Genomic DNA, 14,175 nt, shown 5'->3' with positions numbered 1-14,175 from the left:
GTAAAAAACATGATTTTTAGTTTAAATTGGTGTGGACTTCTCAAAAAGAAGATAATCTATCTGCTTTGTCGAATTCTGATGGCGATTATCGCGGCGTATATTTGTTTGCCCTGAGGAGGGGTGAATTAGCTAAGGAGTAGTTGAAATGAAAAAATCCTTATTCTGCGGTGTGTGTCTTTCCGCGTTGGTGGCAATGGGGGGAGCCTCTTTCGCTGATGTACTTTTGGGCGTTGGTGCACCGCTTACAGGCGGTCAGGCTGCCTATGGCGAACAGATCAAGCGTGGTGTTGAGGCTGCAGTTGCGGAAGCCAATGCCAAGGGCGGCATGAACGGCGAACAGATCACTATTGTGTATGGTGATGATGCCGCCGATCCGCGTCAGGGTATTTCCGTTGCAAACAAGTTTGTCGGCGATGGCGTTCAGTTTGTTATCGGTCATTTCAATTCTGGCGTAAGTATTCCAACATCGGATATTTATGCAGAAAACGGCGTGTTGATGATTGCGCCTGGTACGACGAACCCAACCTTTACCGAGCGTGATTTGTGGAACACTTTCCGCACATGCCGTCGTGACGATCAGCAGGGCATCGTTGCAGGTAAGTACATTGCCGACAACTACAAGGACGGCAAAGTTGCCATCCTGCACGACAAGACCCCTTATGGTCAGGGCCTTGCCGATGAAACCAAAAAGTCGCTCAATGCCAATGGCAAGGAAGAAACGCTTTATGAAGGCGTCAATCAGGGCGACAAGGATTTCTCGGCGCTGATTTCCAAGATGAAGGCAGCCGGAATTACCGCTGTTTATTGGGGTGGTATGCACCCGGAAGCAGCACTCATCATCCGGCAGATGGCCGATCAGGGTTTGAAGGCGCAGTTCATTTCGGGTGACGGCATTGTTTCCAACGAACTGGCCTCGATTGCAGGTGATGCGGTTGCCGGTGTGCTCAATACTTTTGGCCCAGACCCGCGTGATGATGCAGCCAATGCTGACTTGATCAAGGCATTCCGCGACAAGGGATTTGAGCCAGAAGCCTACACCTTCTATGCTTATGCGGGTGTTCAGTCGCTGGTCGATGCAGCCAATGCCGCTGGAAACAATGATCCGCAGGAAGTTGCTGCTGCTCTCAAGGGCAAGGGTCCATTCAAGACAGTTCTCGGTGATCTGTCCTATGACGCAAAGGGCGATCCTAGCCTTTCGCCTTACGTGATGTTTGAATGGCGCAAGGGTGATGATGGCAAATACAACTACTTCCAGAAGAAGTAAGTCAGACTCAGTCAGTCAATTTGATTTCTGAACGTTGTTCAGTCAGCTGAATGCACTAATTCCTGAGTAAATCAGTGCAATCTGCCTCATATATTAGCAAGTTTTGCTTCTTATTTTAGCAGTGTGCCCGGCTTTTGGTCGGGCATATTGTTTTTCTCTCCTGATTGCACAGTTTGTTTGCGCTTGCTTAGATTGCACGCTAATCAAAGTCGTATCTATCATTGCAGTCTTGGGAGTCCTGCCTTGCCCATTAGAAAAATTCTGGTCGCCAATCGTTCAGAAATTGCTATCCGCGTGTTCCGTGCAGCCAACGAGCTTGGCATAAAAACGGTGGCAATATGGGCAGAGGAAGACAAACTCTCACTGCATCGCTTTAAAGCAGACGAAAGCTATCAGGTCGGTCGTGGACCGCATCTGGCGCGTGATCTTGGACCGATTGAAAGCTATCTGTCGATTGATGAAGTGATCCGCGTGGCTAAGCTATCGGGCGCTGATGCTATCCATCCGGGCTATGGCCTTTTGTCGGAAAGTCCTGAATTTGCCGAAGCTTGTGCGCAGAACGGCATTATTTTCATCGGCCCTAAGCCGGAAACCATGCGCCGTCTGGGTAACAAGGTTGCCGCGCGCAATCTCGCCATTGAGATTGGCGTTCCTGTGGTGCCCGCAACCGATCCGCTGCCAGATGACATAGCGGAAGTAAAGAAGCTTGCCGCCAAGATCGGCTATCCGTTGATGCTGAAAGCATCATGGGGTGGTGGCGGTCGCGGTATGCGTGCCATTCGTGCTGAAGAAGATCTTGATCGCGAAGTAACGGAAGCAAAGCGCGAAGCCAAGGCTGCTTTCGGCAAGGATGAAGTCTATCTCGAAAAGCTTGTCGAGCGTGCGCGACACGTCGAAGTGCAGATTCTCGGCGATACGCATGGCAATGCCGTTCATCTTTATGAGCGCGACTGCTCGATCCAGCGTCGCAATCAGAAAGTGGTTGAGCGTGCGCCTGCGCCTTACCTCAATGACGAACAGCGTCAGGAACTGGCCAGCTATGGTCTGAAGATCGCTCATGCCACCGATTATATCGGTGCAGGCACCGTTGAATTCCTGATGGATGCCGACACTGGCGCATTTTACTTCATCGAAGTGAACCCGCGCATTCAGGTTGAGCACACCGTCACGGAAGAAGTAACAGGCATCGATATCGTTAAAGCCCAGATTCATATTCTGGAAGGCTATGCGATTGGTACGCCAGAATCGGGCGTGCCGGAGCAGAAGGATATTCGCCTCAACGGTCATGCGCTGCAGTGCCGCATTACCACCGAAGATCCTGAGCAGAATTTCGTTCCAGACTATGGCCGCATTCAAGCCTATCGCTCGGCATCGGGCTTTGGCATTCGTCTCGATGGCGGCACAGCCTATTCTGGCGCGGTCATCACGCGCTATTACGATCCGCTGCTGGTGAAGGTCACAGCGTCGGGCTCTACGCCGATTGAAGCCATCCGTCGTATGGACCGCGCATTGCGTGAATTCCGTATTCGTGGTGTGGCGACAAACCTCACCTTCGTTGAAGCAATCATCAATCATCCGAAATTCCAGTCGAATGATTATACGACGCGCTTTATCGATACGACGCCTGAGCTTTTCACCCATATGAAGCGTCAGGATCGTGCGACCAAGCTCCTGACTTACGTTGCTGATGTGACGGTCAACGGTCATCCGGAAACCAAAGGTCGTGCGTTACCAACTCAGGATGCGGCGAAGCCGATTGTGCCGTGGTTTGGTGATCGTCCGGTCGTCGACGGCACCAAGCAGTTGCTCGACAAGCTCGGACCGCAGAAGTTTGCTGAATGGATGCGCAATGAAAAGCGTGTTCTGTTGACCGATACGACCATGCGTGATGGTCATCAGTCACTGCTGGCAACGCGTGTGCGTACCTATGATATTGCGCGCGTGGCCAATGCCTATGCGCAGGCACTGCCGAACCTCTTCTCGCTTGAATGTTGGGGCGGTGCGACCTTTGACGTGTCGATGCGCTTTTTGACGGAAGATCCGTGGGAGCGCCTGGCAATGGTGCGCGAAGGCGCGCCAAACATCCTGCTGCAAATGCTCCTGCGCGGCGCGAATGGCGTTGGCTACAAGTCCTACCCGGACAATGTGGTAAAGTATTTCGTGCGTGAAGCAGCGCGTGGCGGCATGGATTTGTTCCGCGTGTTCGACAGTCTCAACTGGGTTGAGAACATGCGCGTATCGATGGATGCGGTACTGGAAGAGAACAAGCTTTGTGAAGCGGCGATCTGCTACACAGGCGATATCCTCAATCCAGAACGCGCTAAATACGACCTTAAATATTATGTCGATTTGGCCAAGCAGGTTGAAAAGGCTGGTGCGCATATAATCGCCGTCAAAGACATGGCGGGCTTGTTGAAGCCTGCGGCGGCACGTGTGCTGTTTAAGACGCTGCGTGAGGAAACCGATCTGCCTATCCATTTCCACACCCATGATACGTCGGGCATTTCGGCGGCGACTGTGCTTGCAGCCGTGGATGCCGGTGTCGATGCAGTTGATGCGGCAATGGATGCCTTCTCCGGCAATACATCGCAGCCATGCCTTGGGTCGATTGTCGAAGCGCTTCATGGATCAGATCGTGATCCGGGCCTTGATACGGAAACTATCCGCCGCATTTCCTTCTATTGGGAAGCGGTGCGCAATCAGTACGCGGCCTTTGAAAGCGATCTCAAGGGACCGGCTTCGGAAGTGTACTTGCATGAAATGCCGGGCGGGCAGTTCACAAACCTCAAAGAACAGGCGCGTTCGCTGGGTCTTGAAACCCGTTGGCATGAAGTGGCGCAGGCCTATGCCGATGTGAACCGTATGTTTGGCGACATTGTCAAAGTCACGCCGTCTTCCAAGGTGGTGGGCGACATGGCGCTGATGATGGTCTCTCAGGACCTGACCGTTGCCGATGTCGAAAACCCGGACAAGGATATCGCCTTCCCGGATTCAGTTGTTTCAATGATGCGCGGCGATCTCGGTCAGCCACCATCGGGCTGGCCCGCATCGTTGCAGAAGAAGGTGCTGAAAGACGAAAAGCCTTTCACGGTTCGTCCCGGTTCGCTGCTTCCAGCGGCTGACCTTGATGCTGAACGCAAGTCGATTGAGGAAACACTTGGTCGCGAGATCACGGATCAAGAGTTCGCTTCTTATCTGATGTATCCAAAGGTCTTTACCGACTATGCGGCAGCACAGGAAAATTATGGTCCGACCAGTGTTCTTCCAACGCCAGTTTATTTCTATGGCTTGAAGCCGGAAGAAGAAGTGTTCGTTGATCTTGAGCGCGGCAAGACACTTGTGATCGTCAATCAGGCAATGTCTGAAACGGATGAAAAGGGCATGGTCACTGTGTTCTTCGAACTCAATGGTCAGCCGCGTCGTGTGAAGGTGCCAAACCGTGCCAAGGGTGCGTCGGGTGGCATAAAGCGCAAAGCGGAACTCGGCAATGACCGCCAAGTCGGCGCGCCAATGCCGGGTGTTGTGTCCACTGTCGCTGTTTCTCAGGGCCAGAACGTGAAAGCTGGCGATGTGTTGCTGTCCATCGAAGCGATGAAGATGGAAACGGCCCTGCGTGCTGAACGCGATGGTTCGATTGCCGAAGTGCTCGTGCGCCCCGGCGAACAGATTGACGCGAAGGATCTTTTGATCGTCTTTGGAGAATAATTTCTTTTTTTAGAAATCTTGAAAACGCCGCGCCCTGAAAAAGAGCGCGGCGTTTTCTTTTGCTTGCGTGGTCATAAAAATCTGCTATGCACGTTTTCGCCGATTCATGCATGTTTATGCATGGTAACAGGAATGAGCGATGACAGAGCTATTACTGGACGAAAGACAAGCGCGTATTCAGCAACTGCTTGAGCAGTCTGGCCGCGTCTTGGCGAGCGAACTCGCTGAATCCTTTGGTGTTTCGGAAGATACAATCCGACGTGACCTTCGCGAGATGGCGGCTGCGGGCCTCTGCAAGCGTGTTTATGGAGGTGCCTTGAAGGCCGCGCCTTCCTACGCGCCGCTTTCTGAACGTGACACGGAAAGACCGGAGGCCAAGACGACCCTTGCCGCCGCGCTGGCTGGTCTGATCGAGCCAAACATGACGGTGTTTCTCGATTCCTCCTCAACCAATCTGGCGCTTGCACGTCTGCTCGTGGATCGGGGTGATGTGATCACCATTGTCACCAATACGCCATCGATTGCAGCAATTGTTTTGCAGTCGGACAAGATCGATGTTGTGATGATCGGTGGTCCCATTGATCGCCGCGTCAGTGCAGCGGTTGGTGCACGCGCTTTGCGTGATGCGGAGCTGGTGCGACCTGACCTTTGTATGCTCGGAGTATGCGGCTTTTCTGCCGAAACAGGCATTACAGCGCTTCATCTGGAAGATGCGGAATTCAAACGGGTTATCGCTGGGCGAAGTCGTAAGGTTGTGCTGGCAATCACCAGTGACAAGCTCGGGACGGTTGCTGCGCACGATGTCATACCCATTGAGGCTGTTGCTGTTATGGCTGTTGAACATGATACAAAAGAAGATGTCCTTGCGCCTTATCGGGCATCAGGCATGACGATTATACATGCCGCAGAAGGGCGTGACTGAGGAAGCCATGGAACAGACTGCCGGACGAAATGATGCGTTGAGTGATCGGGCGCCAATCGTAACCAGAGAGCGCATTGCGGTGGCTCTGCTCTTTCTGATGAACGGATATATTTTTGGTGGCTGGGCACCAAAAATTCCCGAATTTGCAGGTCGTCTTGGGCTTGATACCAGTGGCATGGGTCTGATGATCCTTGTGTTTGGTATTGGCTCGCTTTCGATGATGCCGGTGGCAGGCGCGCTGTCCGCACATCGTGGATCTGGCGCGGTTGTGAAGCTGTTTGCAATCGGCCTTGTCCCGGCTTTGCTGATTATTGCGCTGGTGCCCAATATCGTCACAGCCGTGATTGTCATGTTCTATTTTGGTGGCATGATCGGCGCGATGGACGTTGCAATGAACGCGAATGCGGTTGGCGTCGAAAAGCATATGCGTCGCGCAATCATGTCGTCCTGCCATGCTTTCTGGAGCCTTGGCGGACTGATTGGGGCAGCAACGGGTGGCTTTTTGATTGCGCATGTTGGCTCAACTGCTCATGCGCTGATTGCAACGGTTGTAGCCGCAGGCGTGCTTGCTTTTGCTTGGCCTTCAATCATTGCCGATAAGCATTATCATCCAAGTGGTGAAAAGCAGAAGCTGACTTTGCCACGCAATGCACTCCCATGGCTGGTGGGCATTATCGCTCTGTTCTCGATGATCCCCGAAGGTGCAATTCTCGATTGGGGCGCCTATTATCTGCGTGATGAACTGGGCGCATCCGTGACAGTTGCTGGGCTTGGCTTCGCTGCCTTCTCTATGACTATGGCGATCATGCGCTTTGCAGGTGATATTGTCCGCGACCGTTTCGGCGCAACCAACACGCTGCGTTTTTGCACGTCGATTGCCATTATCGGCATGGTGATTGTCGGCCTGTCGAGCCACCCTTATGCGGTAATCTTTGGCTTTGCGATTTGCGGTATTGGTATCTCGAATATGGTGCCGATTGCCTTCTCCATCGGTGGCAATCTGCCGGGCATCAACCCAAGTGTTGGTCTATCGATTGCCACCACCATGGGCTATTCGGGGATGCTGGTCGCGCCTTCGCTGATTGGCTTCGTTGCCAAGCATAGCGGTTTCAGCGTGGTGTTCCTGTCGCTGCCTCTCCTGTTGCTGGTGGTACTCGCCTTCTCAGGGCTGGCAAAATACGCGGACAGTTCGCATTAAGCATTTGAGCCAAAAGTGCGTAGCGGTTTTGCGTAGGATAATGCGTGGAAAAAATACATCGAGCGATTATTGCTCGATGTTTATTCAGCGGTCCAGCCGCCCTCGACCGGGAGGGCGGCACCGTTGATCTGCGCTGCAGCATCCGTTGAAAGGAAGGCCGCAAGTGCGCCAATCTGGGCAGTCGTTACAAATTCCTTTGTTGGCTGCTTATCCAGCATGACCTCGCGGATCACCGTTTCGCGATCCATGTTATGGGCTTTCATCTGATCGGGTATCTGAGCTTCGACAAGCGGGGTGAGTACATAGCCGGGGCAGATGGCATTGGCTGTAATCTTTGCGGTGGCAAGTTCAAGTGCCAGCGTTTTTGTGAAGCCAACAATGCCGTGCTTTGCTGCGACATAAGCCGACTTGAACGGTGACGCGACCAGCCCATGCGCTGACGCGATATTGATGATACGGCCCCAGCCAGCTTTTTTCATATGGGGGATCGCTGCGGCTGAGGTGTGAAAAGCCGATGTCAGGTTGATCGCGATAATCCGGTCCCATTGATCGGTCGGAAATTCTTCGACGGGCGCGACGTGTTGGATGCCCGCATTATTGACGATAATGTCTGCGCTGCCAAAAGCATCTACGCTTTCTGCAATCAATGCACGGCAGTCGTCCGGCTTTGACATATCAGCGGAAATATAGATCACGCTTACGCCATGTTCCTTGGCGATTGCTTGTGCCAGATCGTGGTCTTCGCTACGGTCTGTGAAGGAGTTGATCACAACATTGTGCCCGGAACCGGCCAACGCATGGGCGATGCCAAGACCAATGCCGGAATTGGAACCCGTGACAATAGCGGTTTTGCGGGCCTTAGCATTTGCCATGTTTCATCTCCTCCTCTGGAATCATTGCATAATGAGGAGGCGACAAGCCGTCGGCAAGTGATTATATAACAAGAAAACGATGCAGGCAGGCGTTGACAATTGCGCCTTGCTACGCCACCTGAAAACAGGCCCGTACGAAGAGCGGTTTCCGATACGCGAAATATATTTGCTTCGGCAATTGCAGCAGGACAAAAGAACAGAGCACAATGTCTTCCGAGACCGTCAGCTATTTTTCGCATCCTTTTCCCCGTCGCCGATCCGTTGGCGTGAGCGTTGGCGGAGTTATCGTTGGCGGCAGCGAACCTGTTGTTGTCCAGTCGATGACCAATACCGATACGGCTGATGTTGATGGAACTGTTGCACAGGTTGCAGCCTTGCATCGTGCCGGTTCCGAGATCGTGCGTATTACAGTGGATCGGGACGAATCGGCTGCGGCTGTGCCGAAGATCCGTGAGCGTCTTGAACGCCTCGGCATGAATGTGCCGCTGGTCGGCGATTTTCATTATATCGGTCACAAGCTTTTGGCCGATCATCCGGCTTGTGCCGAAGCGCTTGCGAAATATCGCATCAATCCGGGCAATGTCGGTTTCAAGGACAAAAAAGACAAGCAGTTCGCAGACATCGTCGAAATGGCGATCCGGTATGACAAGCCGGTGCGCATTGGCGTGAACTGGGGATCGCTTGATCAGGAGTTGCTGACAACGCTGATGGATCGCAATCAGGCGGAAGGTGCGCCTTTGAGCGCACAGGAAGTCATGCGTGAAGCGATTGTGCAGTCGGCGCTGATTTCGGCGAACCTTGCCGAAGAGATTGGCCTGAGCCGAGATAAGATCATCTTGTCGGCCAAGGTCAGTCAGGTGCAGGATCTGATTGCTGTGTACACCATGCTTGCCAATCGTTGCGATCATGCTCTGCATCTTGGTCTCACCGAGGCCGGAATGGGCACCAAGGGCGTTGTCGCGTCATCCGCTGCGATGGGTATTTTGCTACAGCAGGGCATTGGCGATACAATTCGCATTTCACTCACACCAGAGCCAGGTGGTGATCGCACGCGCGAAGTTCAGGTGTCGCAGGAATTGTTGCAGACCATGGGCTTCCGCCAGTTCATTCCGATTGTTGCCGCGTGTCCAGGTTGCGGACGCACGACGTCCACGGTGTTTCAGGAGTTGGCGCAGAATATTCAGGACGATATTCGCCGTTCTATGCCGATCTGGCGTGAAAAATATCCCGGCGTGGAAGCGCTTTCGGTGGCGGTCATGGGATGCATCGTCAATGGTCCGGGCGAATCGAAACATGCCGATATTGGCATTTCGCTTCCGGGTACAGGCGAAACGCCGTCCGCCCCCGTCTTTGTCGATGGCAAGAAGGTGACGACGCTGCGCGGACCGGAGATTGCCGCTGATTTCCAGAAAATGGTTGCCGAATATATCGAGAACCGCTTCGGGCTTGATCAGAAAGTGGCTTCTTAGCTAGCTTTGCCGTTCTGCGATGAAGCGGGCGGCTTGCTTGAGAATCGTTGCATTTTCACCAAATGGCTCAAGAAGGCTTTCAGCCTGAGCAACCAGACCGGAAAGCTGTTTGCGGGTCCATTCGATGCCATGAAGCGACACGAGCGTAGCTTTGCCTGCCGCTGCATCTTTGCCAGTTGCTTTGCCCATGACGGCGGCATCCGCAGTCACGTCCAGAAGGTCATCGGCAAGCTGAAAAGCAAGGCCGATAGCTGAGCCAAACTCCGCCATGCGCTCGCGGTCTTCGCGCGATGCACCTGCAATGATTGCTCCGGCTGCACAGGCAAAGCGGATCAACGCACCGGTCTTCATGGCTTGCAGCGTGATGATACCCGCTTCATCCGGTTTGTTGCTTTCTGCCATCAGATCAAGCGCCTGACCGCCAGCCATGCCACCGATGCCTGATGCACGCGCCAGCGCCGAGACTAGTTCGATGCGGATTTTGGCTGGAAGATCAGTTTCGTCAGACGCAACAATATCAAAGGCATAGGTTAGCAGACTGTCACCTGCGAGGATCGCTGCGGCTTCATCAAAAGCCTTATGCACGGTTGGTTGCCCGCGCCGCATGTCGTCATTGTCCATTGCAGGCAGATCATCATGCACCAGCGAATAGCAGTGAATGCATTCGAGTGCCGCTGCTACGCGCAGTACAGAATCGCCGTGCTTGCCAAACATGGCGGCACTCTCAACAACGAGAAAGGGGCGCAGGCGTTTGCCACCATTCAGTACACCATGGCGCATAGCGGCTAACAATCGCTCGGGGCGCGCCACTTCGCCGGTGCGCAACCGAAGATCCAGAAGCCCGACCAGCATTGTCTCGACTTCGAGAGCGCGCAGATGCAGGGATTGAGCAAAATCTACAGATACGTTTTCCATATGTTAGGGGATGGACCAAAGTGCAGATTTGGTCAACTGGGCACAACGATCAGCACAGGCTTTTTCATCCAGCGGTCATCAAACAGGTTGTTTCTTGTCAGAAGCTTTATGGAATCAGGTTCATTATTGTTAAGGAATAGTTTATGTCGCTTAATAAGGAATAACGGGCGGTGGATGTGGCAAAAATCATTCTCAGGAGCAAAGATGGTCGCAATTACTTGGCTGATCCCGTTTGGGGTGGCAGGATTGCCCTTATGCTCAAGATTTTGATCGGTCTTGCCCTCTTACCGCTTTTTTTGATCCTCGTTTATTCAATACCCTTTGTGCGCCCGATTTCGACATTGATGGTGAAGGACTATGTTCTTTTGCGCGATGTGGACCGGCAATGGGTTAGTATTGACGATGTTGCGCCAGTTCTGGTGAATTCCGTGATGATGGCTGAGGATGGGCAATTTTGCAGCCATGGCGGCGTAGACTGGCATCAACTTAGTCTCGTGCTTGACAGTGATGGCGCGCCCAGTCGGGGTGCTTCTACGATCACTATGCAGACGGTGAAGAACCTTTTCCTCTGGAATGGCCGTTCCTATCTGCGCAAGGGGCTGGAGTTTCCATTGGCGCTGGTCGCCGACGCAGTGTTGTCAAAGCGACGCATTATGGAGATTTATCTCAATATTGCTGAGTGGGGTCCGGGCATCTATGGCATTGAGGCGGCGGCTCAACATTATTTTAAACGCCCCGCATCGCGGCTGAATGCGCAGCAGTCGGCCTTGCTCGCTGTAACGCTTCCCAACCCAGCGCTTCGCAATCCTGCCAAACCGACACGCAACATGCAGCGCATTTCACGTATTGTTGCCGGACGTGCTTCACGCGCTGGTCCTTATGTGACTTGTGTTCAATAGCTGGAAAAAAGATAAGACTCCGCTGGTCAAATGCCGCAAGAGCGTGTATAGGCACGTGACTTTCCGGAATTTTGTCCGATGTGACAGGCTCTTCGGGGCCGTGCCGGACGTTTATTGATCGATCAGTGGAGCTGAATCCATGGCAGTACCTAAACGCAAAACGTCTCCGTCGAAGCGCGGCATGCGCCGCTCGGCAGACGCACTCAAGGCCCCGACTTACGTCGAGGACAAGAACTCGGGCGAACTTCGTCGTCCACATCATATCGACCTTAAGAGCGGTATGTATCGTGGTCGTCAGGTCCTCGAAGCTAAGGAATAGTCTTAAGCTGCTTTGCAGCTGAAAGATGGTTTTCAAAAACGCCGTTTCCGGTTTGCGGAAGCGGCGTTTTCTTTTATTGTTTTTTTGAAAATAAGATTTTTTCAAAAACAAATATATAATTTTATCATATGGTAAAAAAACAAAATTCTGCCGCAATTGAAATGCTTTATTAAATAATAATAATTTTTAATATAGTTATTTTATTAAATATTGGGGTGGAGAAATGGATAGCTATTTAAAGGCTGCTATTCTGAATGCAGGTTTCTCTGTAAATTCTACATTGTCACTGTTTTATATTATAAATAATACAACTTATAATGAAGATATAACAAAAGAAATGTCAGATACACCTTGTAAGGTGGGTTGTTTATCAAAAGCTGAGCCGGGTGCGGTTGTGCATTTTGCTAGCAACAACGTTATATGAAATAGCGAAGGAGGCCGGGCAGCTATGCCCGGCTTCTAGTTTCGAGTTAGCCCGGGTCAGCGACAAAATTGCTGGCTTCAATTCCGGAAATAGCGGCTAGCTCATCATTGTCTGAGGTGTCGCCGGAAATGCCAACCGCACCGATGATTTCGTTGTTGGAATCCTTGATGAGAACGCCGCCCGGCACTGGTACGATTCTACCGCCGGAAACATTGGACAGACCTTCAAGGAAATGCGGACGGTCTTTTGCCTGGTTGTTAAGCCAGCGTGATCCAGCGCCGACAGCGAGAGCGCCGAAGGCTTTGCCGGATGCGATTTCAAAACGTAGAATCGATGCACCGTCCTGTTTCTGAAAAGCCTTCAGATGACCACCGGCATCAAAGACTGATACGGCCAACGGCTTTAGCTTCAGTTCCGTGGCTTTTGCAAAAGCGGCTGTGATGATGGCATTGGCTTTTTCTAGTGTCAGTGCGGACATAGTGATCTCCTTGGTTTCCGTGATCCTAACTTAACGCGTGTTGCGCGAGGCGTGTGGTCTTAACTGCGCGTTCCATGACGAAACAGATTATTGATTTGAGCAAAAATACTTCGCATCGCCTTATTCTACGAAACTTGCAAAGCGATGCGTTTTGGTCTTTCTCTGTCGGTGATTTTCAAGGAGGAAAGAAAGAATGACTGCATCACACACCCAGAAAGCAATCGTCATCGCCAGTGCAGCGCGTACCGCTGTGGGGGCGTTTAATGGCGCTTTCGCCAATGTACCCGCACATGAACTTGGAGCCGCTGCAATTAAGGCCGCACTTGAACGTGCCGGTATTGATGCTGCGGACGTGGATGAAGTTATTCTCGGGCAGGTGTTGACGGCAGGCGAGGGGCAGAATCCGGCTCGTCAGTCCGCCATGGCCGCGGGTTGTCCAATTGAGACGACTGCCTTTTCGATCAATCAGCTTTGTGGTTCGGGCCTACGTGCCGTGGCGCTCGGAATGCAGCAAATATTGGCAGGTGATGCCAAAATCATTGTCGCAGGTGGTCAGGAATCGATGTCGATGGCGCCACATTGCGCGTATCTGCGCAGTGGCGTGAAAATGGGCGACTTCAAGATGATCGATACGATGCTTAAGGACGGCCTGACCGATGCGTTTCATGGATATCACATGGGTATCACCGCCGAAAACATCGCAAAACAATGGCATCTGAGTCGGGATAATCAGGACAGCTTTGCGCTTGCTTCGCAAAACAAGGCAGAGGCAGCGCAGAAGGCAGGCCGTTTCGATGATGAAATCGTGCCGTTTGTTGTCAAAAGCCGCAAGGGTGAAACGGTTGTTTCTGCGGACGAATATATTCGCGCAGGAACGACCATCGAAGCGCTTTCAAAACTCAAGCCTGCTTTTGATAAAGAAGGCACTGTGACGGCTGGTAACGCATCCGGTATTAATGATGGTGCTGCCGCGCTGGTCCTGATGGATGCCGATGAGGCTGAAAAGCGTGGTCTTGAGCCGCTTGCACGGATTGTTTCCTGGGCAACAGCCGGTGTTGACCCATCGATTATGGGAACAGGACCAATTCCTGCTACGCGCAAAGCACTCGAAAAGGCTGGCTGGACAGTTGCAGATCTTGATCTGGTTGAAGCCAACGAAGCTTTCGCCGCGCAATCCTGTGCTGTTGTTCGCGATCTTGGGATTAATCCAGAGATCGTCAACGTGAATGGCGGAGCGATTGCCATTGGTCATCCGATTGGCGCATCAGGCGCGCGCGTGCTGACAACGCTTCTTTATGAGATGAAACGCCGTGGTGTGAAGCGTGGTCTTGCTACGCTTTGCATCGGTGGTGGCATGGGCGTCGCCATGTGTGTGGAACGGCCATAAACAGCTTAAAGGTTAACGCCAATATGGCTTGAAACGACAATAGGGCAGCAAATATGCGCTGCCCTATGGCGCTTTCAATCACAGAGCCACTACATATTGTGAGAACAAAGGCAGAAAATCGATCAATCAGCGATTCGTCGCCGATTCGTTCTGGCTTTGAACTGAAGGTTAATGAAAAGACGTTTTTAATCGGCCTGAATTAAACTAAGGCCCGGAAAAAAATGATAATTTAGAAACGAGTGATTTAATTGCGCTCTGCGAATTTTGTCGATGAATGCAAAGGTTAACAATCGCGCAGTTCTATTCTTAAAAAGTCCGATGCA

General features: G+C 52.3%; 12 protein-coding genes. 9 read left to right on the top strand and 3 right to left on the bottom strand.

Annotation, left to right across the window (positions count from 1 at the left end):
• Positions 1 to 145 precede the first annotated feature (145 nt).
• From RI570_RS04700 to RI570_RS04685, 4 genes are all read left to right on the top strand, one after another.
• Entirely contained in the window at positions 146 to 1,264 is a 1,119-nt protein-coding gene (locus RI570_RS04700) for a branched-chain amino acid ABC transporter substrate-binding protein (RefSeq protein ID WP_313827229.1), read from the top strand.
• Between the two features lie 243 nt (positions 1,265 to 1,507).
• On the top strand, positions 1,508 to 4,969 hold the full coding sequence (pyc, locus tag RI570_RS04695; protein WP_313827227.1) for a pyruvate carboxylase: 3,462 nt from the start codon (positions 1,508 to 1,510) through the stop codon (positions 4,967 to 4,969).
• Positions 4,970 to 5,108: 139 nt separating this feature from the next.
• Positions 5,109 to 5,891, top strand: a complete 783-nt coding sequence (locus RI570_RS04690) for a DeoR/GlpR family DNA-binding transcription regulator (RefSeq protein WP_313827225.1) — start codon at positions 5,109 to 5,111, stop codon at positions 5,889 to 5,891.
• Positions 5,892 to 5,898: 7 nt separating this feature from the next.
• On the top strand, positions 5,899 to 7,089 hold the full coding sequence (locus tag RI570_RS04685) for an MFS transporter (protein ID WP_313828551.1): 1,191 nt from the start codon (positions 5,899 to 5,901) through the stop codon (positions 7,087 to 7,089).
• An 80-nt stretch (positions 7,090 to 7,169) separates the two neighbouring features.
• Here the strand turns inward: RI570_RS04685 and RI570_RS04680 are convergent, their stop codons facing one another.
• Positions 7,170 to 7,961, bottom strand: coding sequence for a 3-hydroxybutyrate dehydrogenase (locus tag RI570_RS04680; protein ID WP_313827223.1), 792 nt, complete (start codon positions 7,959 to 7,961; stop codon positions 7,170 to 7,172).
• 206 nt (positions 7,962 to 8,167) lie between these two features.
• On the opposite strand from RI570_RS04680, the gene ispG reads away from it, so the two are divergent.
• A complete protein-coding gene (ispG, locus tag RI570_RS04675; RefSeq protein WP_313827222.1) occupies positions 8,168 to 9,430 on the top strand; it encodes a flavodoxin-dependent (E)-4-hydroxy-3-methylbut-2-enyl-diphosphate synthase in 1,263 nt (420 codons plus the stop codon).
• Here ispG and RI570_RS04670 read toward each other — a convergent pair whose 3' ends face one another.
• Positions 9,431 to 10,345: a farnesyl diphosphate synthase gene (locus RI570_RS04670; RefSeq protein WP_313827221.1), complete on the bottom strand. Its 915-nt coding sequence runs from the start codon at positions 10,343 to 10,345 to the stop codon at positions 9,431 to 9,433. It lies immediately after the preceding gene.
• Between the two features lie 176 nt (positions 10,346 to 10,521).
• Here RI570_RS04670 and mtgA point away from each other — a divergent pair, with 176 nt between their 5' ends.
• From mtgA to RI570_RS04655, 3 genes are all read left to right on the top strand, one after another.
• On the top strand, positions 10,522 to 11,244 hold the full coding sequence (gene mtgA, locus RI570_RS04665) for a monofunctional biosynthetic peptidoglycan transglycosylase (protein WP_313827220.1): 723 nt from the start codon (positions 10,522 to 10,524) through the stop codon (positions 11,242 to 11,244).
• A 139-nt stretch (positions 11,245 to 11,383) separates the two neighbouring features.
• The gene (rpmF, locus tag RI570_RS04660; RefSeq protein ID WP_006467787.1) at positions 11,384 to 11,563 is read left to right on the top strand and encodes a 50S ribosomal protein L32; all 180 of its coding nucleotides are present in this window, start codon (positions 11,384 to 11,386) and stop codon (positions 11,561 to 11,563) included.
• A gap of 223 nt (positions 11,564 to 11,786) precedes the next feature.
• Positions 11,787 to 11,987, top strand: a complete 201-nt coding sequence (locus RI570_RS04655; protein WP_313827218.1) for a hypothetical protein — start codon at positions 11,787 to 11,789, stop codon at positions 11,985 to 11,987.
• A 46-nt stretch (positions 11,988 to 12,033) separates the two neighbouring features.
• Here RI570_RS04655 and RI570_RS04650 read toward each other — a convergent pair whose 3' ends face one another.
• Positions 12,034 to 12,465, bottom strand: coding sequence for a heme-binding protein (locus RI570_RS04650; protein WP_313827217.1), 432 nt, complete (start codon positions 12,463 to 12,465; stop codon positions 12,034 to 12,036).
• Between the two features lie 193 nt (positions 12,466 to 12,658).
• On the opposite strand from RI570_RS04650, the gene RI570_RS04645 reads away from it, so the two are divergent.
• Complete coding sequence (locus tag RI570_RS04645; RefSeq protein ID WP_313827216.1) at positions 12,659 to 13,852, top strand: acetyl-CoA C-acetyltransferase; 1,194 nt, start codon at positions 12,659 to 12,661, stop codon at positions 13,850 to 13,852.
• Positions 13,853 to 14,175 lie beyond the last annotated feature (323 nt).

The sequence above is a fragment of the Brucella pseudogrignonensis genome, from assembly GCF_032190615.1.
GTDB classification, from domain to species: Bacteria; Pseudomonadota; Alphaproteobacteria; order Rhizobiales; family Rhizobiaceae; genus Brucella; species Brucella pseudogrignonensis_B.
This window is presented reverse-complemented; position numbering and strand designations above follow the sequence as displayed.